Source organism: Streptosporangium sp. NPDC050148, from assembly GCF_055586505.1.
On record NZ_JBVJIA010000002.1, the window covers coordinates 244879 to 269880 of the forward strand.

Here is a 25002-nt window from a genome sequence, read left to right on the forward strand (position 1 = left end):
TACCGGCTCCCGGGGGACCGGCTCCACGGCCGGGTCCCCGGGGACCCGGACCCCGAGGATTCAGGGGCCCGGGAGCGGGCCGTCACGACCGGGTCGGTCGGAGGGCGGTCAGAGCGCGGAGATCAGCCGCTCCACGGGGCTGCCCAGGCCGTAGCGTTCGCTCAGCCCGGCCAGGGCCTCGGCGTCGCGGGGCGCGGCCGGGAGCGCGAAACCGGTCTCGGGCACGGGGGCGTCACGGGCGACCCGGACCACCCCCGGCGCGACCCGCAGGTACTCGCGCGCCGCCGAGAGCCTGGCGCGCTGCCCCGCGGTCAGGACGGCCCCTGGACGCTCCGGGCCGCCCTGACCGGAGCCGTCCTCGTCGACGGCCCGCAGCAGCGCCTCCAGCGAGCCGAAGGCGGTGATCAACGCCGCCGCGGTCTTGTCGCCCACCCCGGGCACGCCCGGCAGGCCGTCGCTGGGGTCGCCGCGCAGGGTGGCGAAGTCGGCGTAGGCGCGGCCCGGGACGCCGTACTTCTCGGTCACCGCCGCCTCGTCGACGAGCTGGAGGTTCTTGACCCCCCTGGCGGTGTAGAGGACGCGGACCGGCCGGCTGTCGTCGACCAGCTGGAACAGGTCACGGTCGCCGGTGACCACGTCCACCTGGCCGCTCGCCCGCGCGGTGAGCGTCCCCATCACGTCGTCGGCCTCGTAGCCGGGCACGCCGACGCGGGCGATGCCGACCGCGTCGAGCACCCGCTCCAGCACCGGCACCTGCGGGGCGAGCGTGTCGGGGGTCTCCTCGGCGCCGTCGCCCGCGACCCGGTGGGTCTTGTACGTCGGGATCGCCGCCACCCGGAAGGCCGGGCGCCAGTCGGCGTCCATGCAGGCGACCATCTCCTCGGGGGAGTAGCGCCGGATCAGCATGGCGATCATGTCGATGACGCCGCGCACCGCGTTGACGGGCATGCCGTCGGGGGCGGTCATCGACTCGGGGATTCCGTAGAAGGCGCGGTAGTACAGCGACGGGGTGTCGAGGAGCATCAGACCGGGCATGCCGATCATTTAACCAATCAACCGAGGACGCCGACGGCCAGCACGCAGGTGTCGTCCTCGGGGTCGGGGCCGCCGACCACCTCGATGAGCCGGTCGAGCCCGTCCTCCAGGTCCCCGACCGGCAGGGTCGCCGCCGCGGCCATCGTCAGCGCCACGCCCTCGTCGATGTCGCGGGTGCGCCGCTCCACCAGCCCGTCGGTGAACAGGAGCAGCAGGTCGCCCGGATGCGACCGGAACGAGGCCAGGCCGTACGGCTCGTCCGAGGTGGCGCCCAGCAGCACCCCGGCGGGCGGCTCCAGCTGGGCGGCCGTCCCGTCGCGGACCAGGATCGGGGCGGGATGGCCGGCCTGCGCCCAGGTGAACGTCCCGGTGACCGGGTCGAGACGGCCCACGACCGCGGTCGCCGTGGTCTCCGGCATCCGCCGCAGCACCAGGTCGTTGAGCCAGGTCAGCAGCCGGTCGGGGGAGTGGCCGGTCATCGCCAGGCCGGCCAGGGCGTGCCGGAGCTGGGCCATCTGCGCCAGCGCGGGCATCCCGTGCCCGGCCACGTCGCCGATGGCGAGCTGCACCCCGCCGTCGGACAGGCGGACGGCGTCGTACCAGTCGCCGCCGAGGCCGCTCCCGACGCCCGCCGCCGCGTAGCGCACGGTGACGCGCGCGTACGGCAGGTCGATCGTGCCGTCCAGGCCCGGCATGATCGCCTCGCGCAGTGCCACGCTCATGTGGTGCTCCTCGGCGGCCTGTTCGCGCACCCGCAGCAGCATGTCCCGCGAGTCCGACATGATGCGCTCGGCGCGGCGGCGGACGGTGACGTCCTGCACGACGCCGTACACGGCGGCGCGCTCGCCGCTCACGACCGGGTCCAGCACGACCCGCAGGTGGCGGAGCTCGCCGTGACGGCGGACGCGGAACTCGGCCTCCCCGGGCACGGCCCGCCGCATGACGCACCTGAGCAGCCGGTCCACCCCGGGCCGGTCGACCGCCTCGGCGTGACCGGTGAGGTCGCACAGCGGGATCGGGCCGTCGCCGGGATCGCGGCCGAACATGGCGTACACCCCGTCGGACCAGGTGGACTCCCCGGTCCGGAGATCCCACTCGGCCCAGCCCATGTCGCCCAGCCGTTCCGCGTGCGCCAGGCGTGCGGTGAGGAGGTGTCGCTCCACGGCCATGTGCCCGTCCGGCGCGTCGTGCCGCCACCGCGTCTTCTCGGCGACGGCGGTCGGGGCCGGAAGGGTCACCTGGTCGTTTCGTGGGTGGAGGGGTGGCTGGTGGCCGCCCACTACGCCGACCATGTAGCTCGCTCTCGGAATGCGTGGCTTTACGGATATCGTGTCAACGAAATGTGATCGTACTTCAACAGATTGTAGTGGTGGGATCGCTCCCTCGCCTTCCTTTCCGTGACTTTCGGGCCCCCTGACCCTCCTGATGCGCCGTCGTCCCGGCCGGATTAGATTGGTCGGCGTGACAACGGAGTCCTCTGATCTCTATCCCGTGACCCGCCTGGCCGCCGCCCGCGAGGCCACGGCCGCCGCCGGGCTCGACGCGCTGCTGCTCACCCCGGGTCCCGACCTGCGCTACGTGACCGGCTACGAGGCGCTGCCGCTGGAGCGGCTGACCTGCCTGGTGCTCCCGGCCGAGGGCGAGGCGTTCATGATGGTGCCCCGCCTGGAGCTGCCCGCGGCCGAGCGCTCCCCGGCCTCGCGCCTGGGCCTGGAGTTCGTCCCCTGGGACGAGACCGACGACCCCTACGCGACCGTCGCCGCCAGGCTGGGCCGCCCCCGCAGGGTCGGCCTGGCCGACCGGATGTGGGCGATGCAGTCGCTGCGCCTGCGCGAGGCGATGCCCGGGGCCGAGCAGGTGCTCGCCGGGACGGTGCTGCGCGGGCTGCGCATGCGCAAGAGCCCGGCCGAGGTGGCCGCGCTGCGCGAGGCGGGCGCCGCGATCGACGCCGTCCACGCGCAGGTGCCCGGCTTCCTGAGGGCCGGCCGGACCGAGCGCGAGATCGGCAGGGACATCGCCGAGGCGATCATCGCGGCCGGGCACTCCACGGTCGACTTCGTCATCGTCGGCTCCGGGCCCAACGGCGCCAGCCCGCACCACGAGCTGTCGGACCGGGTGGTCGCCGAGCGCGAGCCGATCGTGGTCGACATCGGCGGCCAGATGCCGGGCGGCTACTGCTCGGACTCCACCCGGGTCTACGCGATCGGCGAGCCCCCCGCGGGCTTCCTGGCCTACTACGAGGTGCTCCGGCGCGCCCAGCAGGCCGCCTGCGACGCGGTGCGTCCCGGCGTGCCGTGCGAGGCGATCGACGCGGCCGCGCGCGAGGTGATCGCCGCCGAGGGCTACGGCGAGTACTTCATCCACCGGACCGGCCACGGCATCGGCCTGGAGACCCACGAGGAGCCCTACATCGTCGCGGGCAACGCCGAGCCGCTGGCGCCCGGCTTCGCCTTCTCCGTCGAGCCGGGCATCTACCTGCCCGGCGCCCACGGCGCCCGCATCGAGGACATCCTCGTCTGCACCGAGGACGGCGGCGAGCGGGTCAACCACCGTACCCGCGAGCTCGTGGTCGTCTGAGACGGCGGCCCGCCCCCTCCGGCCGCGAGGGGGGTGCCAGAATCGGGGTGGCCGGTGATCCCGGCCGTCCCGCCGTCCGCGCCAGGACCTGGAGCACGCGGAAACCACCCCCTCCCGTCGGATCACGGGGCGGGGTCCTCACGCTGGAGGATTCAGATGACCGTTGAGCGCGTCCTGCCGACCGGCGACGCCCATGACCTGCTGGACCTGGTCCGCGACCTGATCGCCAAGGAGGTCGCGCCCCGGGCCGCGGCCGACGAGGCCGCCGGCACCTTCCCCCGGGAGGTGTTCGGCACGCTCGGCCGCGCGGGCCTGCTCGGCCTGCCCTACCCCGAGGAGCACGGCGGGGCGGCGCAGCCGTACGAGGTCTACCTGCAGGTGATCGAGGAGCTCGCGGCCGGCTGGCTGGCCGTCGGCCTGGGGGTGTCGGTGCACACCCTGTCGTGCTTCCCGGTGGCCGCCTACGGCACCGACGAGCAGCGTGCCGCGCTGCTGCCGGACATGCTGGGCGGGGAGTGGCTGGGCGCCTACTGCCTGTCGGAGCCGCAGTCGGGCTCCGACGCCGCCGCGCTGACCACCAGGGCGGTCCCCGGCGCCGACGGCCACGACGGCCACGACGGCTACACCGTCGACGGCGTCAAGGCCTGGATCACCCACGGCGGCGCCGCCGACTTCTACACGCTGATGGCCCGCACCTCGGCCGACGGCGCCCGCGGCATCTCCTGCTTCCACGTGCCCGCGGGCACCGAGGGGCTGTCGTTCGGCGCGCCCGAGCGGAAGATGGGCATGAGGTCCTCGCCCACCGCCCAGGTCCGCTTCGACGGGGTGCGCCTGCCGGCCGAGGCGCTGCTCGGAGCCGAGGGGGAGGGCTTCCGGATCGCCATGGCCGCCCTGGACGGCGGCAGGCTCGGCATCGCGGCCTGCGCCGTGGGCGTGGCCCAGGCCGCCTACGACGTCGCCGCCGCCTACGCGGCCGAGCGCCGCCAGTTCGGCTCGCGGATCATCGACTTCCAGGGCGTCGGCTTCATGCTCGCCGACATGGCCACCCAGATCGCCGCGGCCCGCGCCCTCTACCTGGACGCCGCCCGGCTGCGCGACGCCGGCCGGCCGTACGGCACGCGGGCGGCGATGGCCAAGCTGTTCGCCACCGACATGTGCATGAAGGTCACCACCGACGCCGTCCAGGTCCTCGGCGGGTACGGCTACGTGGAGGACTTCCCGGCCGAGCGCCACATGCGGGAGGCCAAGGTCCTGCAGATCGTCGAGGGCACCAACCAGGTCCAGCGCCTGGTGATCGGCCGCGCCCTGGCCAGGCAGGTCACGGACGCCGGACGCTGACCCCCGCGCCCCGCCCGTCCCCGTGTCCCGCCCGTCCGTGTCCGCCGGGGCCGGGCGGGGCGTGACGCCGGTACCCGCGCGCGCCCGGGACGGTCCTCAGAGCCCGTAGCCCTCCAGCAGCCGCAGCCAGACCTCGCTGACCGTGGGGAAGGACGGCACGGCGTGCCAGAGCCGCTCCAGCGGCACCTCGGCGGTGACCGCGATCGTGGCGGCGTGCAGCAGCTCGCCCACGGCCGGTCCGGCGAACGTCACCCCCAGCAGCACGCGGCGCCGCTCGTCCACGACGGCCTTGGCCCTGCCCCGGTAGCCCTCGCCCTGCAGGTAGGCGCCCGTCACCTTGCCCATGTCGTACTCGACCACGCGCACCTCGAACCCGGCGTCGCGGGCCTCGGCCTCGGTCCGGCCGACCGCGCACACCTGCGGGTCGGTGAAGACCACCTGCGGGGCTCCGTACGCGTCCGCGGTGTCGCGCAGCGCCGGGAGGTCGTCGGGGCCGCCCTTGGCGCGCGCGGCGATGACGTCGCCGCACACCCGCGCCTGGTACTTGCCCATGTGGGTGAGCAGGGCCCGGCCGTTGACGTCGCCCACCGCGTACAGCCAGCCGTCGCCGACGGCGGTGGCGCGCATGCTGTCGTCGACCTCCACGATCCTCCCGGCCTCCAGGCCGACCGTCTCCAGGCCGAGGTCACCGGTGGCCGGGCGCCTGCCGGTGGCCACCAGCAGCTCGTCGGCCTCCACCGGCGCCCCCTCGGACAGGTGGACCGTCACCGGGCCGCCCGGCCGGGGCCGCTCCACCCCGGTCACCCGGACGCCGGTGCGGACCGTGATGCCCGCCTCGGCGAACGAGGCCGCGACCAGCTCCCCGGCGAACGGTTCCATCCTGCCCAGCAGCCCGCCGCGCGCCAGCACGGTCGTCTCAGAGGTGCCGAGGCCGTGCATGGCCTGGGCCATCTCGCAGGCCACCACGCCGCCGCCCAGCACGGCCAGCCGCGCCGGGACGCTCCCGGTCACCGTCACCTCGTGGCTCGTCCACGGGGACGCCTCGGCGAGGCCGGGGACCGGCGGGACGGCGGCCGCGCTCCCGGTGGCCAGCACGACCGCGTGACGGGCGGTCAGGGTGCGGACCGAGCCGTCCTGCGCGGTCACCGCGACCCGCTTCGGGCCGTCCAGCCGCCCGTGCCCCCGGACGAACTCCGCGGGCACCCCCTTGATCCACTCCACCTGGCCCGCGTCGTCAAGGTGGGACACGGCCTCGTCGCGCCGGGCGAGCACGGCGGCGGTGTCGATCGGCCCCATCGTCAGGCCCGGTACCCGGGAGACCTCGGCGACCAGGTCCACCGGGCGCAGCAGCGCCTTGCTGGGGACGCACGCCCAGTACGAGCACTCCCCGCCCGCCAGGCGGCCCTCGACGATCGCCACGGTCAGCCCGCCCTTGACCGCGCGGTCGGCGACGTTCTCGCCCGCCGGGCCCGCGCCCACCACCACCACGTCGAACTCGTCCGACACGACGTACCTCCATAGGAAACCAGGTCACCGGTCCCGCGGCGCGTCGGCGGCGCGGGGTCGTACCAGCTTCGCATCCCGGCGCAGGGCGGGGCCGCGGGCGGGGCCCGGCGCGCCCGGCGCGCCCGGCGCGCCCGGCAGGTCGTTCCCGGTCATCTGCTCCCGGGTCCGGTCAGCGGCTCCGGGTCTGCGGGTCCGGCCCCGGGTGAGGGCCCCGGGCGGAGGGCGGGGTCAGCGGCGGCGGCCGCGGGCCTTGAGCGGGGTCAGCGGCAGCTCGGGAGCGGGCAGCGGGGCCGCGCCCGCGCCGGGCACCGTGCCGAACGCCTCGCCCTCCGCCCACTCGCGCCGGAACCGGACGATCTCCTCGTGGCTGCGGCCGACGAAGTTCCACCACATGACGATGCGCTCCTCGAACGGCTCGCCGCCGAGCAGCAGCAGCCGCCCGCCCCCCTCGGAGCGCAGCTCCAGCCCGCCGCGGCCGCAGCCCAGGTGCAGCAGCGGCCCGGGGGAGAGATCGGTGCCGGCGGCCCGCACCGTGCCGGACAGGGCCAGCACGGCGTACTCGAAACCGGGACGCAGCCTCAGGCGCGTCCCGGCGCCCGCCTCCAGGGCCACCTCGGCGCCGACCAGCGGGGTGTGGACCGTCGCCGGGGACGCGACGCCGTCCAGCTCGCCCATGATCACGGTCGTGGTGACGCCCGGAGAGACCGGCCGGGGCAGGTCCGCGTGGTGCTCGAAGGCCGGGGCGGTGCCGCGGGCGTGCGAGGGGAGCGCCACCCAGAGCTGGACCCCGTGCAGCCGGTCGCCGGGGACCGACTCCTCGGAGTGGGAGATGCCGCGCCCGGCGGTCATCAGGTTGAGCCCCCCGGGGGTGATCGTCTGCTCGCTGCCGAGGCTGTCGCGGTGCAGGATCTCCCCCTCCAGGAGCCAGCTCACGGTCTGCAGGCCGGTGTGCGGGTGCGCCGGGACGCGCATCGTCGCCCGCTCGGGACCGTAGTGGTCGACGAAGCACCAGGCGCCGACCATCCGCACGTCCCGGTTCGGCAGGGTCCGGGTGACCCTCATCGCCCGGGGGCCGCCCAGCACCACGTCCCGGCCGTCCAGCAGCTCCTCGACCGGCCCGGCCGCCACGTCCGCAGGGCCGCCGCACGCCGACTCCCGCGGATCCGTCTCCAGATTGCTCACCCGGCGACCCTACGTCCCGATCCGCCCCCGCCGGGCGCCCGGGCCCGTGACCTTCCCGGGGACGGACCGCCTGCGTGTTCGCGGGCCGGTTCCGGTATCTTTCGTCCACCCCTCGGACCTTCGGACGCCGAGGGCCGGAACACCGTGTGAAGTGAGAGGGCGATGACCACCGAGACAGCTGCTCCCCCCCGGTCTCGGCAGAGCCGCTGGAGCGCGCAGACATGGTTCAACGTCGTGCTGCTCGCCATGGCCGTTCTGCTGGCGATCTCCGCGGTCGTCGGCGCCACGGTCCTGAAGAACGCGGCGTCGGCCTCCAACCGCCTCGTCGACCACATCTCCGTGGGCCGGGTGCAGGCCGAGCGGCTGCAGGGCACCCTGCTGGAGCAGGAGACCGGCATGCGGGGCTTCGTCATCACCGGCAACGAGGGGTTCCTGCAGCCCTACGTCGACGGGCGCCGGGAGCAGGCCACGGTGTCGGCGCAGATCAGGAGACTGACGCCGGGGACCGCGCCGCTGCGGGAACTCGACACCGTGGAGGGGCTGGCCGCCGACTGGCGGGCCCGGTACGCCGAGCCGATGATCGCCACCGCCAGGGAGAAGGGTCCCGAGAGCGTGAGCGGGACGCTGGTCGAGGAGAGCAAGCGCTCCTTCGACCTGGTCAGGAAGGCCCTCGACGTCCAGAACGCCGCCTGGACCCAGGCCAGGAACGAGGCCCGCGCCGAGCTGGACGCCGCCCGCACGCTCAGGGACATGACCTTCTTCGGCATCCTGGCCGCCTTCCTGATCACCATCATCACGGTGGCGGTGCTGCTGAGGATGGCGGTGTTCAACCCCCTGACCCGGCTGCGGGAGGCGTCCCGCAGGGTCACCATGGGCGACTTCGACCACCACGTCGACACCGGAGGCCCGGCCGACCTCGCCGAGCTGGCCGGGGACATGGAGGCCATGCGCCGGCGCATCGTCACCGAGCTGGAGGAGGCCAGGGCCTCGCGGGTCCAGGTCGCGGCCCAGGCCGAGGAGCTCAAGCGCTCCAACGCCGAGCTGGAGCAGTTCGCCTACGTGGCCAGCCACGACCTGCAGGAACCGCTGAGGAAGATCGCGTCCTTCTGCCAGATGCTGCAGCAGCGGTACGCCTCCCAGCTCGACGAGCGGGCCAACACCTACATCGACTTCGCCGTCGACGGGGCCAAGCGCATGCAGGTGCTCATCAACGAGCTGCTCACCTTCTCCCGGGTGGGCCGCATCACCAGGGAACCCGTCGAGATGGACCTGAACGACGTGGTCGACAGGGCCCTGGCCAACCTGTCGGCCGTGGTGGAGGAGTCCGGGGCCGAGGTGGAGGTCGGCGACCTGCCGGTGATCGTCGGCGACCGGACGCAGTTCGTGATGCTCTGGCAGAACCTCATCGGCAACTCCCTGAAGTTCCGCGTCCCCGACCGCGCGCCACGGGTGAGGATCGAGGCCGAACGCGTGGAGCGGGAGCCCGGCGGGGAGGGGGAGTGGCGGATGACCGTGACCGACAACGGCATCGGCATCTCCGCCAACTTCGCCGACAAGATCTTCGTGATCTTCCAGCGGCTGCACCAGCGGGACGCCTACGAGGGCACCGGCATCGGCCTGGCGCTCTGCAGGAAGATCGTGGAACAGCACGGCGGCACGATCCGGCTCGACACCGAGCACACCGGCGGGGCCCGCTTCATCATCACGCTGCCGGCCCCGCCGCTGCCGCCCGCCACCGAGGAGGAGCCCGCCGAGGAGAAGTCCGCCACCGAGGAGAGGTCCGCCACCGAGGAGAGGTCCGCGGTCGAGGAGAAGCCCACGGCGAGCGGGGAGCCCGGGGCGGGCGAGGAGCCCGGGGCGGGCGGGCAGGACGCGGCGGGCCGGGAGGTGCCCGCCGGGACCGGGCCGTGAGGCCGTGACGGTGCGCGCGCTCCCCGGGGCCGTTACCGTGTAGCGGATGGAGGAGATCGACCGCCGTATCATCACGCTGCTGGCCCGAGACGGCCGGATGAGCTTCACCGATCTCGCCAGGGAGACCGGGCTGTCGGTGTCGGCGGTGCACCAGCGGGTGCGCCGCCTGGAGAAGCGCGGCGTGCTCCGCGGCTACGCCGCGCTGGTCGACTACGACGCCATCGGCCTGTCGCTCACCGCCTTCGTCTCCATCAAGCCGACCGACCCCGCCGCCGCCGACGACGCCCCGGAGCGGCTGGCCCACCTGAGCGCCATCGAGGCGTGTCACAGCGTGGCCGGGGACGAGAGCTACATCCTCAAGGTCCGGGTGGCCTCGCCGATCGCGCTGGAGGAGCTGCTGAACCAGATCCGCTCCGCCGCCAACGTGTCCACCCGCACGACGGTCGTGCTCAGCACGCCGTACGAGCACCGGGTCCCGGAGCCGGCCGGGCCCGAGGACGGCAGGCCCGACGAGCGCCCCTGACCCCCGCCACCCCGGCCGGAGATTTCCGACTTGCCGGACAGGGGGTAGGTGATTCAAGCTCAACGGGTGGCCGCCCAAAAGATCATCATTGACTGCGATCCCGGGATCGACGACGCGCTGGCTCTCGTTCTCGCCCACGGGAGCCCCGACCTGGAGATCCTGGCGATCACCACGGTCGGCGGCAACGTCGACCTGGCCAGGACCACCGACAACGCGCTGCGGCTCCGCGAGTTCCTGGGGTTCCGCGGCGTGCCGGTGACCCCGGGCAGCGCGGGCGCCCTGATGCGCCCCCGGGTGAACGCCGCCGAGGTGCACGGCGGCTCGGGCCTGGGAGGCGCGCTGCTGCCCGCGCCGACGCTGCCGCCCGCGGACGGGCACGCCGCCGACGTCATCGTCGAGACGCTCCGGGCCGACCCGGGCGAGGTGACGCTGGTCGCCATCGGCCCGCTGACGAACGTGGCGCTCGCCGTGCTCAGGGAGCCCCGCGTCGCCGAGTGGGCGCGGGGGATCACCATCCTCGGCGGGTCGTACACCCGGGGCAACTTCTCCCCGGCGGCCGAGTTCAACATCGCCGCCGACCCCGAGGCGGCCGCGATCGTCTTCGGGGCCGGCTGGACGGTGACCATGATCGGGCTCGACGTGAGCCGCGGCGCGATGGTCACCCGGGCCGTGGCGGAGCGGATGGAGACCATGGGCAGGCTCGGCGGCGGGCTGCTCGTCCCGTGCGTGCGCTTCCACGGCACGATCACCGACGACGGCGGCCCCGCGATGCACGACGCCTGCGCGATCGCCCACCTGATCGACCCGTCACTGATCACCCTCGTCCCCGCCGTCGTCGACGTCGAGACGGCCGGCCGCTTCACCTCGGGGATGACCGTGACCGACTTCGCCCCGCGGGGCCGCACCCCCAACGCCCTGGTCGGCACGTCCCTCGACGCCGGCCGCTTCTGGGACCTCCTGCTGGGCGTCTACGCCGGGGTGGCGGCCTCGATCGAGGCCGGGGACCCACCGGGCCCCGCGGGGTGACCGCCCGCGCCCGGCCGCCGCGCGAGCACGGGCACACCGCCCTTCCCGTACGGGACCCGGTGCGCGGGTCAATCGGCGGCGGGAGGGGCGTGGTACTCCTCGTCGGTGACGTGCTCGCCCCATTCGGTCCCGGGGACGCCGCTCTCGCCGGTGCCCTCCCACCCGGCCCGGTGGGACAGGATCCGTTCGACGTCCCGGGCGTGGTGGGTCCCACCGCGCCGGCAACCCCTCCACCTGGCGTATCGCCTCACGCGGTGTCACGGACCGGTCGTAGCCGCACTCGCGGCAGGGGTCTCCGTACGACCCCGCGCCCCAGGACTCCATCGGAGGCCAGCCTATCGGCCTCCCGGACGGCCGTCACCGGACAGGAAAGGAGAGTCCCGGCACTCGGTTCCGGGTCAGTGGTAGAAGCCCTCGACCGGGACGCGTGCCTCCTCGAACAGGGCGGGGCCCTCCTGGGGGACGCGGGGCCACCCGCCGCCCGGCTTGAGCGCGGCGAGCTGCTCGTTGGACAGCGCGTACACCACGCGTCCGAGCCCGGACCGTTCGATGGCGCCCTCGCACATGGGGCAGGGCTGGCAGCTGGTGTACATGGTGGTGGCCGCGGCGGTGGCCGGATCCAGCTCGCGGGCGGCCCACCGGGCGAGCTTCAGCTCGGGATGGGCGGAGATGTCGCCGTCGCTGGTGACCGTGTTGTGGTCCTCGGCCAGCACGTCGCCGTCCGGGCCCACCAGCAGCGATCCGAAGGGGGCGTCCCCGGTCGCGCGGGCTCGCGCGGCCAGGGCGACGACCCTGCGCAGGAAGGTCTCGTCCTCAGGTGTCATGGTCGCTCCGTTCACGGGTGGCGGGTGTGCGGGGCCACAGGTCGGCCACGGTCGCGAGCGCGCGCCAGGCCGTCTGCGGGTGGAAGGTCTCGGCGGGGTCGGAGCCGAACGGGTCGAGCACGACGGTCTCGGACCCGAGCAGGCGCAGCTCCTCGAGATCGTCGAGGATCTGCTCGGCGGTGCCCTCGCCGGCGAGCCGCTCGGGACCGGTGACCGGCGCGTCGGTCAGGCGCAGCACGATGCGGGGGGTCAGGGCGGGCACCGGCCGTCCCAGCTCGTCCGCGACGGCCTTCAGCCGGTCCACCGCGCCGCGCAGCCACGGCAGGGTCATCCGCAGCGGGTGCCACGCCTTGCCGAGGCGCACCGCGCGGCGCAGGCCGGCGTCGCCGTTCCCGCCGACCCAGAGCGGTATGGTCCCGGCGCGGTAGTCCTCCTCGTCCGCCCAGGCGGCGCGCATCGCCCGCAGGTGGTCGTCGGTCAGCCGCCCGCGCCGCTCGAACGGCACCCCGAGTGCGGCGAACTCCTGGCGCGCCCAGCCGACGCCCACGCCGAGGATCAGCCGGCCGCCGCTGATGCGGTTGAGGTTCGCCGCCATCCGGGCCGTCAGCAGGGGGTGGCGGTAGGGCACGATGAGCACCGAGGTGCCGAGCATGACCCGCTCGGTGACACCGGCCAGCCAGGAGAGCGTGGTGAACGGCTCGTAGAACGGAGCCGGGTACTGCTCGGCGACGTCGGGCGTCACCACGACGTGGTCGGAGATCATCAGCAGGTCGTAGCCGAGGGCCTCCACGGTCCGCGCCCAGCGCCGCAGCACGTCCGGATCCGTCCCCGGCCCGAAGTTCGGTACGTTCACCCCGATTCGCATGCCAGGAACCCTACCCAGGCGGCCTCCCCGTCCTGAAGGCATGATCCATGGCATCCGAGGCCTCTCGCCGGTGATCTGCCGGTATGTTGCAGGGATGACCGAGGATCTCGACGAGACCGACTGGTCGATCCTGAGGGAGCTCCAGCGGGACGGCCGCGTCCCCCTCACCGAGCTGGGACGGCGGGTGAACCTCGGCGCCTCGGCGACCACCGAGCGGGTCAGGCGGCTGGAGACGCTGGGTGTCATCACCGGCTACCGGGCCGAGGTCGACCTGGTGAAGGTCGGTTTCGCCGTGCTGGCCGTCGTGCGCCTGAAGTATCCCGGCAGCCGCCACGAGCCGCTGCGCCGCCTGCTCGGCGAGCGCCCGGAGATCCTCGAGTGCCTGCGCACCACCGGCGAGGACTGCTACACGCTGAAGGTGGCGGCGGGCTCCATGGCCCACCTGGAACAGATCATGGACGAGCTCGCCGGGTTCGGCACCACCACCACCAGCGTCGTCTACAGCCGGACCCTGCCCTACCGCGGGCCCGTGGCCCCGCCCGACGGCACCCGAGGACCGCTCAGGGGATGATCCGGCGCCGTCGCAGGTCGCCGAGGATGCCCAGGAACATCGCCTCGGTGTCGACGTACTCGTGGAAGCCGAGGCGCCGGGCCTTGGAGCCGTCGGCGAAGAAGTCGTAGTCCCAGGAGAACACGGCGTCGCCGAAGGCCCAGGACGACACCTCCTCGTACGAGTGCCGCTCCAGCCCGTACTTCTCCACCATGGAGTCCCACAGCGGCCCCTTGTCCGCCATGACGACGTCGAGCGACATCGGCAGCGGGGGAGCCGTCTCCAGGTCGAAGAAGCGCGCGATCCTCGGCCACATGTCGTTCCAGCGGAAGAGGTCACCGTTGTTGACGTTGAACGCCTGGTTGGCGCAGCGCTCCTCGGTCGCCGCCCAGACGGTCGCCCTGGCCAGCAGCCCCGCGTCGGTCATCTCCAGCAGCGTGTCGTAGGCCCCCGGCCTGCCGGGGAAGCGCAGCGGCAGGCCCAGCTCCTTGGAGATCGCGCCGTACACGGCGATCACCATGGCCAGGTTCATCGGGTTGCCGAGGGCGAAGCCGCACACCACGGACGGGCGGATCGCGCTCCACGTCCACCCCGAGCCCCGCTGCCGCTCCCGCAGGAAGTCCTCCTGGTCGACGTTGAACTCCGGCGGCATGTGGCGCGGGTCGCTCTCGCGCGCCGGGGTCTTGAACGGGCCCAGGTGCGCGCCGTAGACCTTGTACCCCTGCATCAGGCTGACGTGCCGCAGGCCGGGCGCCACCGGCTCGATCGCGTCGACGACGTTGACCAGCATCGCGAGGTTGGGAGCCACGAGCTCGGCCCACGTCGGGCGGTCCTGGTAGGCGGCGTAGAAGACGTGGGTCACCTCGGTGAGCCCGCCGAGCGCCCCGGCGCAGTCGTCCCGGTCGAGCAGGTCGACCCGGACGTGCCTGACCCGCCCCGCGTTCTCCCCGCCGCGGCGCGACAGGCCGATCACCTCCCAGTCGCCCAGCGCCGCGAGGTGCTCGACCAGGTTGCGGCCGATCACTCCCTGGGCGCCGACGACGAGAGCGACCTTGCTCTGGGTGCTCATGGGATCCTCTCCTGATCTGTACGAGTGATCCGTACGGGACGTCCGGCGCGGGCCGCGTCCCCCTGACAGGCCCGTCACCGGTGGTACGGGCTCGATCCTGCGCCATCCGGGTGCCATGAGTCCAAGTGATGTTCCTTGTGCCGTCCATGAAAATCTTCTATGGGAGGTGCCGCGGCCGGGACGCCGTGCGCGCCGGGTGCCGTCCGGCCTCACATATGACGACAGTTCATGATTTTTGCGGTCGTGATAACTTCTGTGCATGCTGAGCCTGCGGCAACTGGAGTACCTGGTGGCGGTCGTCGACCACGGCTCCTTCACGCGGGCCGCGGAGATTCTCCACGTCACCCAGCCCGCCCTGTCGCACCAGATCCAGGCGCTGGAGCGGGCGGCCGGTGCGCGCCTGCTCGAACGGCTGCCCAGGGCCGTCCACCTCACGCCGGCCGGGCGCGCGATGCTGCCCTACGCGCGGGCCGCCCTGGCCGACGTGACCGGAGCCCTCTGCGCCGTGCGTCAGGCGACCGGGCTGGCCGGGGGAGAGCTGCGGCTGGCCACGGTCTGCTCGGTCGGCCTGGGCGTGCTGCCCGGCGCGCTGCGCGCCTGGAACCGGCTCCACCCCGAGGTCGACGTCAGGCTCTTCGAGCACCACCACACGGAGGAACTGGCCGAGGCGATGGCGAGCGGGCAGGCCGACCTCGCCGTCGGCCCCAGGCCCGCCCCCTGGCCGGGACCCGTGCACGAGCTCGGATGCGAGGAGTTCGTCGTGACCGTCCCGCCCGGTGACCCCCTCGCGACGGGCGGGGCCCGCGAGGTGGACCTGGAGGACCTCCGCGACCGCCGCTGGGTCCACTACGCCCCCGGCAACGGCCTGTCCGAGGTGCTGGACCACGCCTGCGCGCAGGCCGGGTTCCGGCCCAGGATCGCGGTGCGCACCGAGCAGACGGCCTCGGCCCCGGCCCTGGCCGCCGCCGGCCTGGGACCCGCCCTGGTCCCCTCGAACATCCTGCCGAGGGGGTACGAGGGCCACGTCCTGTGGCCCCGGCCCGCCGTCACCCGGGCCCTCACCGCCTACGCGCGCACCGGTCTCGACACCCTCGCCGCGGCCTTTTTGGCCGTGCTCACCGAGAGCGTGGCCGGCACGCTCCTTCCCGCGCCCGGCCCCTGCGCGCCCGGGCCCGGCCCCTACCGCGAGCCGCCCGTCCCGCCCGCCCCGCCCGGACGGGCCTGAGCCAGGTCCGCGACCGCGGCGACGACCAGGTCCACCTCCTCCTCGGTGTTGTAGTAGTGCGGTGACAGCCGCAGGCACCAGTCGACGTCCTTGTCACCGAAGTCGAACTGCGCGAACTCGCGGAAGCTGAGCGCCGAGTTGACGCGCCGCGCGTCCATCGCCGCCTTGAACGGCCGCGGCTCCCACCCCTCGGCGGAGAAGGTGACGATGGCGCCCAGCCGCGGGCCGCGGTCCAGCGTCCGCACCCCGGGGACGGCGTCCAGGCCGGTGCGCAACCGGGCGGCGAGTGTGGGGGAGCGGTCCGCGATGGCGTCGACACCGACCCGGAGGGCGTAGCGCGCGGCGGCGGCGCAGCCGAGCACGGTCGCGTAGGGGAACTCCCACTCCTCGAACCGGGCCGCGGACTCGACGGGCCGGTAGCGGCCGGGCTCGACCCAGCGGGCGCCGTGCATGTCGATGAACAGCGGCTCGTACCCGGCGCGCAGGACGCGGTCGGACACGTACAGGAAGCCCGAGCCGCGCGGGCCGCGCAGGAACTTGCGGCAGGTGGCGGTCAGCAGGTCGCAGCCGATCTCGGCCACGTCGACCGGGTACTGCCCCACCGACTGGCAGGCGTCGACCATGTACAGCAGGTCCAGCTCGCGGCAGTGCCGGCCGATCTCGGCGACGGGCTGCACCAGGCCGGAGTTGGTGGGGATGTGGGTGGCGGTCACCAGCCGGGGACGGCGGGCCCGCATCAGCGCGGCCATCGCCGCCACGTCGACCCCGCCCTCGGGCGCGTCGGGCGCGTGCACGATCTCCACGCCGAACCGCTTGCGCAGCGACAGGAAGGCGATCTGGTTGGAGATGAAGTCGTTGCGGGTGGTGAGGATGACGTCGCCGGCCCGGAACGGGATCGCGGACAGGGCGGTGGCGAAGGCGTGGGTGGCGCTGCCGGCGAAGGCGACGTTGCCGGGCTCGCAGTTGATCAGGGCGGCGATCTCCGTGTAGAACCCGCGCACCTCCTCCTCGCGGGCGGCCGAGGCCTCGTAGCCGCCGATCCGCGCCTCCAGGTTCAGGTGGTCGACCATCGTGGCCAGCACCGGCGCGGCCAGCAGACCGCAGCCGGCGTTGTTGAAGTGGACGACCTGCTCGCAGCCGGGGGTGTCGGCCCGCAGTGCCGCGACGTCCGGTAGCGATTCCCGGCTCATTCCAGAAGTGCTACTGTGATCTCTCATGAAAGACGGTAGCACTTCCGAAGCGTTGGAGACCAGCCTCCGGGAGCTGCTGGCCGGGATGTCGCCCGGGGACCGCCTGCCGAGCAGCCGGGAGCTGACCCGGCGCCACCACGTCGGCCCGGGGACGGTCTCCCGCGCGATCGCCACGCTGGCCGCCGAGGGCGTCGTGGTGACCCGTCCGGGCAGCGGCACCTTCGTGGCGCCGCGCAGCCGCAGGCAGGCCGGGGCCGCCGACACGGTCTGGCAGACGGTCGCGCTCGCCGACCGCGCCGTCGACACCGCCCCGCTCACCGACGCGCTCGGGCCGCCCGGCGAGGGGACGATGATGCTGGACGGGGGTTACCTGCACCGGTCGCTGCAGTCCACCCGGCCGCTGAGCGCGGCGCTGGCGCGCGCGGGGCGCCGTCCCGACGCCTGGGACCGCGCCCCGGCGAACGGCCTGGCCTCACTGAGGGCCGTGTTCGCCGGCATGGCCGGCGGCGGCATGACGCCGGACGACGTGCTGGTCACCGCGGGAGGGCAGAGCGGCCTGTCCATGGCGTTCCGGGCCATCGCCGGTCCGGGCAGCCCGATCCTGGTGGAGTCGCCCACCTACCCGGGCGCGCTGGCCGCCGCCAGGGCCGCCGGTCTGCGCCCCGTCCCCGTTCCCATGGACGACGAGGGGGTGCGGCCCGACCTGCTGGCCGAGGCGTTCGCCATGACCGGCGCGCGGGTGTTCTACTGCCAGCCCACCCATCACAACCCGACCGGCATCGTGCTGGCCCCCGAGCGACGCGGCCAGGTCGTCGAGGTGGCCAGGGCCGCCGGCGCCTTCGTCGTCGAGGACGACTTCGCCCGCCACCTCGGCCACGGCGGCCAGGCGCCCCGGCCGCTGGTGGCCGACGACCGCGACGGCACGGTCGTCCACCTGACCTCCCTCACCAAGCCCGCGGCGCCCAGCCTGCGCATCGGGGCGCTGGCGGCCCGCGGGCCGGTGATGGAGCGGATGAGGGCGATCCGGATGGTCGACGACTTCTTCGTCACCCGCCCGCTGCAGGAGACCGCCCTGGAGCTGCTCAGCTCACCGGCCTGGGAGCGGCACCTCCGCGCGCTGGCCGGGGCGCTGCGGGAACGCTGCGCGGAGCTGGCCGCCGCCGTCGCGCGCGAGCGGTCGGACTGGACCGTCACCCGGCTCCCCGCGGGCGGGCTGCACCTGTGGGTCCGCCTGCCGGCCGGCGCCGACGACACCGTGGTCGCCGGTGCCGCCCGCAGGCACGGAGTCGCCGTCAGCGCCGGCCGCCGGTACTTCGCCGCCGAACCGCCCGGGGCCTTCCTGCGGCTGGGGTTCGCGGCCGCGGGCGACCTCACCGAGCTGGCGGAGGCCGCGCACCGGCTGCGGCACGTCTGACCCGGCCTTCCCGCGCGGGCCCGCTTCCCGCACGGGGCCGTCCCCGGGAGCAGGTCCGCCGCCCGTCAGGTCGGGGTGCGGAAGTGCGCCCGCAGCCGGGCCCTGGCCTCCTCGCCGGCGCCCAGGGCGTCCAGGCCCAGCAGTGCGGCGCCCATGACGGGCGGGACGTCGGCGACGATCAGCTTGGCCTGCGGGGCCCGCTCGGCGAAGCCCCGTTCCAGCAGCTCGCTCATGAGCGGGTCGCGGGCGGTGAGCACGCCGCCGCCCAGGACCACCTCCGTCGGGACGCCCAGCAGGTCCAGGCGGCGCAGCGCGACCTCCGCGAGCACCACCACCTCCTCGGCCATCCGGGACACCAGGGAGCGGGCCACCTCGTCGCCCGTGGCGGCGACCGCCATCAGCACCGGCGCCAGCTCGTTCAGCCTGCCGTAGGCCAGCTCGCCGAAGTGGACGGCCAGGGACACCTCCTCGACCGTGCGGGTGCCGAAGTGCTCGCGGACCGCGGGGGCCAGCGCGGTGGCCGGGCCCCGGCCGTCCTCGGCGCGCACGGCGTGCCAGAGCGTCTCCTCGCCGAGCCCGAGCCCGCCTCCCCAGTCGCCGGTGAGCCGTCCCAGCGCCGGATACCGCGCCACCCCTCCCGAGGGGGAGACCGCCACCGCGTTGATGCCCGCCCCGCACACCACGGCCACGCCCGCGGGCCCGGAGGCCCCGGCGCGCAGCAGCGCGAAGGTGTCGTTGCCGACGGTCACCCGCCGGCCGTACCCGCGCGAGAGGATCTCCGCGCGCAGCGCCTCCTCCTCGACCGGCAGGTCCGCGCCCGCCACGTAGGCGGCCACGTGGTCGGCGTAGGGAGGGGCCGCCCGCGGGCCCAGCGCCGAGCGCACCGCGTCGCCGATCACGTCGATCGCGCGCGCCACCCCGACGGTCTGCGGCTGGAACGCGGCGCCGCGCCCGGTGGCCAGCACCGAGCCGTCCTCGCCGACCAGCACGACGTCGGTCTTGCTGTTGCCCCCGTCGACGGCCAGTGTCGTCCTCACGCGGCCGCCCAGGGCAGGTGGGCGAGGTTGGCCTCGATCAGGCGCCGCGCCAGGTCGCCGGAGAGCGAGGCCTGCCCGACCAGCGGGTGCGCCAGCAGCGCGTCGGCGACCCGCTCCTCGCCGCCGTGCAGCGCCGCCTCCAGCGCCAGCGTCTCGTACGCGGTGACGTGCGCGATCAGCCCGGCGAAGAGCGGTTCCACCGGCTCCACCGGCAGCGCGGCCGCGCCCGCCGCGGTGACCGTGGCGGGGACCTCGATGACCGCCTCGTCGGGCAGGAACGGCAGCGTGCCGTCGTTGCGCAGGTTGACGACCTGGGTGTCGCCGCGGTCGCCCACCAGCGAGGCGATCAGCGCCACCGCCGCCTCCGAGTAGAACGCGCCGCCGCGCCTGTCCAGCAGCTCGGGCTTGGTGTCGACGGCCGGGTCGGCGTACAGCCTCAGCAGCTCGGTCTCCATCGCCGCGACCTCGGCCGCGCGCGAGGGCTTGACGCGCTGCTCGGCCACCACCTGGTCGTGCTCGTAGAAGTAGCGCAGGTAGTAGGAGGGGACCACGCCCAGCCTGCGGATCAGCGCGGCGGGCAGGCCGACGTCCGCGGCGATCTTCTCGCCGTGGCTCTCCAGCAGTTCCGGCAGCACGTCCCGCCCGTCCAGGCGGACGGCCCGCTCCCAGGTGAGGTGGTTCAGGCCGACGTGGTCGAGGGAGATCCGCCCGGGGTCGACGCCCAGGTTCGCGGCGAAGCGGCGCTGGAAGCCGATGGCCACGTTGCACAGCCCGATGGCCCGGTGCCCGGCCTCCAGCAGCGCCCTGGTGACGATGCCGACCGGGTTGGTGAAGTCGACGATCCAGGCGTCCGGCGCGTGCCGCGCGACCTTCTCGGCGATGTCCAGCACCACCGGTACCGTGCGCAGCGCCTTGGCCAGCCCGCCCGCGCCGGTCGTCTCCTGCCCGACGCAGCCGCACTCCAGCGGCAGCGTCTCGTCCACGTCGCGCGCGGCCTGGCCGCCGACGCGCAACTGCAGCAGCACGGCACCCGCCCCGACGACGCCCTCCTCGACCGACGTGGTCGCGACGACCGCGGCCGGATGCCCGGCCCGCGCCAGCATCCGCCGGGCCATCCCGGCGACCAGGTCCAGCCGGCGCACGTCCGGGTCGACCAGTGCGATCTCGGTCAACGGCAGCTCGTCGCGCAGCCGCGCGAAACCGTCGACCAGCTCCGGCGTGTACGTCGAGCCGCCCCCGACAACGGCGAGTTTCACCTGTTCACTCCTTCGGCGTGACGCCCTCGATGAGGACCCTGCGGACGATGGCGGTGCACGACGGCTGCCTCCTGTGAAGATGGGGGTCAGGACGGGACGGTGGAGCCGAAGACCTCTTCGCGGGCGGTGGCCAGGGCGAGGTCGAGCGCGCCGGCGAGGACGGGGTTGCCCTCGACGGTCGACAGCACCAGCGGTGGCCGGGGGATGGTCAGCGCGTGCAGCTCGTGCTCGACGAGCCCGCGCAGGGTGTCGCCGCCGGCCAGCAGGGTCCCGCCGGTCAGCACGATGATCTCGGGGTCGACGACGGAGGTGATCGCGGCCAGCCCGACGGCCAGCCGGGAGGCGACGTCGCGCAGCCCGGCGCGGGCGTCGTCGGCGCGGGAGCCGGTGGAGGCCGCGGTCCGCACCGCGTTCCGCACGGCCTGCGCCGGGCCGGTCCCGCGCACCCCGTACGACCTGAGGATCTTCAGGACCGCGGGGCCGCCGGTGAGGGCCTGGTAGCCGTGGTTGGCGTAGCGGCCGGTCTCCCTGGCGGTCGGCGCGCCCGGGGTGGGCATGTAGCCGACCTCGCCGGCGCCGCCGGTGGCGCCCCGGTGCAGCCGGCCGCCGAGCACCAGGGCCGAGCCGAGCCCCTCGTCGGCCCAGAGCAGCACGAAGTCCCGGTGGCCCCGGCCCGCGCCGTGCGCCTGCTCGGCCTGAGCGACGAGGTTGACGTTGTTCTCGACGGCGACCGGCACGCCCAGGCCGTCGCCCAGCGTGCGGACCAGGTCGGGGATCTGCCAGCCGGGCATGTCCTTGCGGGTGGCGTAGGCCAGCCGGCCGGTGCCGGGGTCGATCGCCCCCTCCACGCCGATGACCGCGCACCTGATCGTCGCGGCCGTCACCGTCGAGGCCGCGGCCGTCACCGTCGAGGCCGCGGTCGTCGCGGGCGCCGCCGCGGTCGCCGCCGACGCCGGCGCGGTCGCGAGCCTGGCGCCGGCGCCCTGCAGCGCGGCGCGGACGCGCTCGACGGCGTCGCCACCGGAACGGCCCGGGGTGGGCAGGTGGTGCTCGCCGACCACGGTGCCGGTGATGTCGGCGATCCTGACGTCGATGCCCGCGCGCTTGACGTCCAGCGCGGCGACGTGCGCGGCGTCGGGGTTGAGCCGGTAGACCTCGGCGGTACGGCCCGGCAGCCCCTCGCGGATGCCGTCGAGCACGACCAGGCCGGCCTCCTGCAGGCGGATCAGCAGCTGGGAGGCGGTGGGCTTGGACAGGCCGGTCAGGGCGCCGATCTCCGGGCGGGTCAGCGGGCCGCGCTCCAGCAGCGCCCGCAGCGCGGCGCGGTCGTTGATGGCGCGCAGCAGGCTGGGGGTGCCCGGCGTCGGCTGGTTCACTGATCCTCCGCGTTCCGGGATCCACGAGGGAGCTCCCGCGTCCGGCGGCCCGGGCACGCGGCGCGTCCCGGCGCCGGCCGGTGCGCCCGAGTGCCGATGCGCTCAAGTTAGGAAAGTTTCCTAACTTGAGGAGAATCTAAGGAACCCTACGGATTCCCGTCAAGCGGGCAGGGGGCGCCGCAATCAAGCTGTGACGGCGGAGGGGTGGGTAAACTTCTCGACGGACCTGCTAGGGTAGTGGTTTGTCATAACAACCAGCAGAATGGCCCGGAGTGTCCCATTACTAGCAACGATAACGGAGCGACGGCAACCCGTCAAATCGAGCTGGCCAGGGAGCAGGAGTACGTCTCCGGGCTCTACCGGCGGCTCGACCTGCTGCGTGAACGCACCCAGCGGCAGCTGGACGGCGTCCTGGCCCAGGGCGGCAGCGGTGGCACCCACCAGAACCGCTCCGAGCGCGACAGCTTCGCCGGGATGTACGCCGAACGCCTGGGCCGCCTGTGGGCGGTCGAGAACGGCCTGTGCTTCGGCAGGCTCGACAACGCCGACGCCACCTCCCTCTACATCGGCCGGATCGGCATGGCCGACGACGACCAGCGGCGCCTGCTGATCGACTGGCGGGCCCCGGTGGCGCAGCCCTTCTACGGCGCCACCCCCGCGGCCTCGATGGGCGTCACCCGCCGCCGTCACCTGCAGACCAAGGGCCGCAAGGTGATCGGGATCGACGACGACCTGCTGGACCTCGACGGCCTCACCGACGAGGCCGCGGCCACCCTCAACGGCGAGGCCGCGCTGCTGGCGTCGCTGGCCGCCCGGCGCACCGGGCGGATGCGCGACATCGTGGCCACCATCCAGTCCGAGCAGGACCGCATCATCCGCTCCGACCTGAACGGCGTGCTGGTCGTCCAGGGCGGCCCCGGCACCGGCAAGACCGTGGTCGCGCTGCACCGGGCCGCCTACCTGCTCTACACCCACCGGGAGAAGCTGGCCCGCAGGGGCGTGCTCATCCTGGGGCCCAACCTGACCTTCCTGCGCTACATCGAGCAGGTGCTGCCCTCCCTGGGCGAGACCGACGTGCTGCTGTCGACCGTCTCCGAGCTCTACCCGGGGGTCGTCCCCGGCCGCAGGGAGCGTCCCGAGACGGCCGCGCTCAAGGGCGACGCCCGGATGGCCCAGGTCGTCGCGCGGGCCGTGCGCGAGCGGCAGCGGGTGCCGCGCAAGCCGCTGGAGATCAAGCTCGACCGCTACACGCTCCGGCTGGAGGGCAGCGTCCTGGAGGCGGCCCGCAACCGGGCCGCCCGCTCCAAGCGGGCGCACAACGAGGCCCGCGCGGTCTTCGTCCGGCACCTGCTCAACGCGCTCGCCCGCCAGGCGGCCCGGCTGCTCGGCAAGGGCATGATCGACGACGACGAGCTGGCCGACATCCGCGAGGACCTGCGTACCGAAAGGCCCGTCAAGGCCGCGCTGAACCGGCTGTGGCCCTACGTCACCCCGCAGCAGCTGCTGATCGGGCTGTTCACCTCCCCCGAGCGCCTGGAGCACGCCGCCGCCGAGTTCGACGAGGCCGAGCGGGCGCTGCTGCTGCGCGAGCCGCCCCGCCAGGGGGAGAACTGGTGGGCAGAGTCCGACGTGCCGCTGCTGGACGAGGCGGCCGAGCTGCTCGGCGACATCGACCCCGCGGTGCTGCGGGCCGGTGCCTGGATGGCCGAGGAGGAGCAGGCCGCCCGGCGCGCCGCCGCGCTCGACGAGCGGCAGCACCAGCTCGCCTACGCCAAGGAGGTGCTGGAGCTGACCGGGCTGTCCGACATCATGGACGCCGAACGCTTCGCCGCCCGCCACCTCGGCGACGACGTCTTCCTGACCACGGCCGAGCGCGCCGCGGCCGACCGCACCTGGGCCTTCGGCCACGTGATCGTGGACGAGGCGCAGGAGCTGTCGGCGATGGACTGGCGGATGCTCATGCGGCGCTGCCCGACCCGGTCCATGACGATCGTCGGCGACCTGGCCCAGACCGGCGCGTCGGCCGGGGCCCGCTCCTGGGGGGCGGTCCTGGACCCGTACGTGGCCGGGCGCTGGCGCGAGGAGACCCTCACCGTCAACTACCGCACCCCGGCCGAGCTGATGGCCGTGGCCGCCGACGTGCTCACCCTGGTCGGCCCGGAACTGACCGCCCCGACCTCGGTCAGGGAGACCGGGACGCATCCCTGGGCGGCCTCCCCGACGTCCTCGCTGGGCGAGCGGGTCAAGGCCGAGATCGTCGAGGGCGGCCGTCTCGTCGTGATCGTCCCGGAGTCGCGGGCCGCCGAGTTCGGCGAGGTCGTGACGGCCTCGGTCGAGGGGGCGGTCGCCGGGCCGGGGTCCGCCGCGCTGGACGCGCAGGTGGCGGTGCTGACCGTCGCCGAGGCCAAGGGCCTGGAGTTCGACGCGGTCATCGTGGTCGAACCGGAGCTCATCCTGGGCGAGTCGCCGCGCGGGGCCAGCGACCTTTACGTGGCGCTGACCCGTGCGACCCGGCGCCTTGGCGTGGTGCACGACGGCCCGCTTCCCGCCGCCCTCGCTCGACTTGAGGGACATCGGATCACATGAGACCATTGACGGCTCTCGTCGATCATGTCCCAGCTGCGAAAACTTGATGTTTCCGCTGTTAGTGACACGGTTGACATCTGCGCTGGGCTCGGTAGTTTGCTGCCCAGTCCAGCACGGGACTGGCCGGTCGGCCGCCTTTCGACATCGCCGTCTCCTGCGCCCGTGACGGGGTCACGCCCGTCCGTACAGCCAGGCGCAGGACCGGCAGTCCGTCGAGGCGGGGCACTCCTTCCGGGCGGGGGGTTGGACCCAGGAGGAGTCCGGGCACCCAGTAGACAACGGCAATCCGCGCCCGCCGCCGACGGGACGGAACCGGTCCGAAGGGTCGCCCGGGCTCTCTTCCCGCTCCCGTGCGAGCGCCGCAAGCGTCGGGGGGGGGGGGGGGGGGGGGGGGGGGGGGGGGGGGGGGGGTGGGGAGGGGGGGGGGGGGGGGGGGGGGGGGGGGGGGGGGGGGGGGGGGGGGGGGGGGGGGGAGGGGGGAGGGGGGGGGGGGGGGGAGGGGGAAGCTGTAG

The 25002-nt window shown here is 74.3% G+C and carries 21 protein-coding genes; 9 read left to right on the forward strand and 12 right to left on the reverse strand.

The genetic code is table 11. The features are described 5' to 3' along the window. Nucleotides 1-108 precede the first annotated feature (108 nt). Both ACZ6RT_RS02890 and ACZ6RT_RS02895 read right to left on the reverse strand, forming a co-directional pair. A complete protein-coding gene (locus ACZ6RT_RS02890) occupies nt 109-1035 on the reverse strand; it encodes a 5'-3' exonuclease (RefSeq protein WP_399188679.1) in 927 nt (308 codons plus the stop codon). Nucleotides 1036-1052: 17 nt separating this feature from the next. Continuing rightward, nucleotides 1053-2273 (reverse strand): PP2C family protein-serine/threonine phosphatase, encoded by a 1221-nt coding sequence (locus ACZ6RT_RS02895; RefSeq protein ID WP_470152045.1) that lies wholly within the window; start codon nt 2271-2273, stop codon nt 1053-1055. 223 nt (nt 2274-2496) lie between these two features. On the opposite strand from ACZ6RT_RS02895, the gene ACZ6RT_RS02900 reads away from it, so the two are divergent. Next, entirely contained in the window at nt 2497-3612 is a 1116-nt protein-coding gene (locus tag ACZ6RT_RS02900) for a M24 family metallopeptidase (protein ID WP_470152046.1), read from the forward strand. A gap of 156 nt (nt 3613-3768) precedes the next feature. Beyond that, entirely contained in the window at nt 3769-4950 is a 1182-nt protein-coding gene (locus tag ACZ6RT_RS02905; protein ID WP_470152047.1) for an acyl-CoA dehydrogenase family protein, read from the forward strand. Between the two features lie 96 nt (nt 4951-5046). On the opposite strand, the gene ACZ6RT_RS02910 is transcribed toward ACZ6RT_RS02905, so the two are convergent. After that, complete coding sequence (locus tag ACZ6RT_RS02910; RefSeq protein WP_399188687.1) at nt 5047-6456, reverse strand: dihydrolipoyl dehydrogenase family protein; 1410 nt, start codon at nt 6454-6456, stop codon at nt 5047-5049. 228 nt (nt 6457-6684) lie between these two features. Next, nucleotides 6685-7638 (reverse strand): pirin family protein, encoded by a 954-nt coding sequence (locus tag ACZ6RT_RS02915; RefSeq protein WP_470152048.1) that lies wholly within the window; start codon nt 7636-7638, stop codon nt 6685-6687. Between the two features lie 162 nt (nt 7639-7800). On the opposite strand from ACZ6RT_RS02915, the gene ACZ6RT_RS02920 reads away from it, so the two are divergent. The 3 genes from ACZ6RT_RS02920 (at nt 7801) to ACZ6RT_RS02930 (ending at nt 11098) form a co-directional block, all read left to right on the forward strand. Continuing rightward, nucleotides 7801-9549, forward strand: coding sequence for a sensor histidine kinase (locus tag ACZ6RT_RS02920; RefSeq protein ID WP_470152049.1), 1749 nt, complete (start codon nt 7801-7803; stop codon nt 9547-9549). A gap of 46 nt (nt 9550-9595) precedes the next feature. Continuing rightward, a complete protein-coding gene (locus ACZ6RT_RS02925) occupies nt 9596-10072 on the forward strand; it encodes an Lrp/AsnC family transcriptional regulator (protein ID WP_399188693.1) in 477 nt (158 codons plus the stop codon). Between the two features lie 66 nt (nt 10073-10138). After that, nucleotides 10139-11098: a nucleoside hydrolase gene (locus ACZ6RT_RS02930; RefSeq protein WP_399188695.1), complete on the forward strand. Its 960-nt coding sequence runs from the start codon at nt 10139-10141 to the stop codon at nt 11096-11098. Between the two features lie 68 nt (nt 11099-11166). On the opposite strand, the gene ACZ6RT_RS02935 is transcribed toward ACZ6RT_RS02930, so the two are convergent. The 3 genes from ACZ6RT_RS02935 to ACZ6RT_RS02945 all read right to left on the reverse strand — a co-directional run bounded on the left by ACZ6RT_RS02935 (nt 11167) and on the right by ACZ6RT_RS02945 (nt 12787). Next, nucleotides 11167-11349, reverse strand: a complete 183-nt coding sequence (locus ACZ6RT_RS02935) for a hypothetical protein (protein WP_470152050.1) — start codon at nt 11347-11349, stop codon at nt 11167-11169. Nucleotides 11350-11496: 147 nt separating this feature from the next. After that, nucleotides 11497-11922, reverse strand: a complete 426-nt coding sequence (locus ACZ6RT_RS02940; protein WP_470152051.1) for a nucleoside deaminase — start codon at nt 11920-11922, stop codon at nt 11497-11499. Further along, nucleotides 11912-12787: an LLM class flavin-dependent oxidoreductase gene (locus ACZ6RT_RS02945; RefSeq protein WP_470152052.1), complete on the reverse strand. Its 876-nt coding sequence runs from the start codon at nt 12785-12787 to the stop codon at nt 11912-11914. Before ACZ6RT_RS02945 ends, ACZ6RT_RS02940 begins: the two co-directional genes overlap by 11 nt. Nucleotides 12788-12881: 94 nt before the next feature. Here ACZ6RT_RS02945 and ACZ6RT_RS02950 point away from each other — a divergent pair, with 94 nt between their 5' ends. Beyond that, nucleotides 12882-13358, forward strand: a complete 477-nt coding sequence (locus ACZ6RT_RS02950; RefSeq protein ID WP_470152053.1) for an Lrp/AsnC family transcriptional regulator — start codon at nt 12882-12884, stop codon at nt 13356-13358. On the opposite strand, the gene ACZ6RT_RS02955 is transcribed toward ACZ6RT_RS02950, so the two are convergent. Further along, nucleotides 13348-14406, reverse strand: coding sequence for an SDR family oxidoreductase (locus ACZ6RT_RS02955; protein ID WP_399188705.1), 1059 nt, complete (start codon nt 14404-14406; stop codon nt 13348-13350). The genes ACZ6RT_RS02950 and ACZ6RT_RS02955 overlap by 11 nt on opposite strands. 259 nt (nt 14407-14665) lie before the next feature. On the opposite strand from ACZ6RT_RS02955, the gene ACZ6RT_RS02960 reads away from it, so the two are divergent. Then, the gene (locus tag ACZ6RT_RS02960) at nt 14666-15631 is read left to right on the forward strand and encodes a LysR family transcriptional regulator (protein ID WP_470152054.1); all 966 of its coding nucleotides are present in this window, start codon (nt 14666-14668) and stop codon (nt 15629-15631) included. Here the strand turns inward: ACZ6RT_RS02960 and ACZ6RT_RS02965 are convergent. Beyond that, nucleotides 15586-16821, reverse strand: a complete 1236-nt coding sequence (locus tag ACZ6RT_RS02965) for an aminotransferase class V-fold PLP-dependent enzyme (RefSeq protein WP_470152055.1) — start codon at nt 16819-16821, stop codon at nt 15586-15588. The two genes, ACZ6RT_RS02960 and ACZ6RT_RS02965, sit on opposite strands and share 46 nt — an antisense overlap. 25 nt (nt 16822-16846) lie before the next feature. Between ACZ6RT_RS02965 and ACZ6RT_RS02970 the strand changes: the two genes are divergently transcribed. Beyond that, entirely contained in the window at nt 16847-18235 is a 1389-nt protein-coding gene (locus ACZ6RT_RS02970; protein ID WP_399188711.1) for a PLP-dependent aminotransferase family protein, read from the forward strand. A gap of 65 nt (nt 18236-18300) precedes the next feature. Here the strand turns inward: ACZ6RT_RS02970 and ACZ6RT_RS02975 are convergent, their stop codons facing one another. The 3 genes from ACZ6RT_RS02975 to ACZ6RT_RS02985 all read right to left on the reverse strand — a co-directional run bounded on the left by ACZ6RT_RS02975 (nt 18301) and on the right by ACZ6RT_RS02985 (nt 21904). Then, a complete protein-coding gene (locus ACZ6RT_RS02975; protein WP_399188713.1) occupies nt 18301-19272 on the reverse strand; it encodes an N-acetylglucosamine kinase in 972 nt (323 codons plus the stop codon). Then, a complete protein-coding gene (locus ACZ6RT_RS02980) occupies nt 19269-20528 on the reverse strand; it encodes a 6-phospho-beta-glucosidase (protein ID WP_470152056.1) in 1260 nt (419 codons plus the stop codon). Before ACZ6RT_RS02980 ends, ACZ6RT_RS02975 begins: the two co-directional genes overlap by 4 nt. 86 nt (nt 20529-20614) lie before the next feature. Beyond that, on the reverse strand, nt 20615-21904 hold the full coding sequence (locus tag ACZ6RT_RS02985) for an ROK family transcriptional regulator (protein WP_470152057.1): 1290 nt from the start codon (nt 21902-21904) through the stop codon (nt 20615-20617). A gap of 237 nt (nt 21905-22141) precedes the next feature. On the opposite strand from ACZ6RT_RS02985, the gene ACZ6RT_RS02990 reads away from it, so the two are divergent. Beyond that, nucleotides 22142-24490 (forward strand): HelD family protein, encoded by a 2349-nt coding sequence (locus ACZ6RT_RS02990; RefSeq protein WP_470152058.1) that lies wholly within the window; start codon nt 22142-22144, stop codon nt 24488-24490. The last annotated feature ends 512 nt before the right edge of the window (nt 24491-25002 follow it).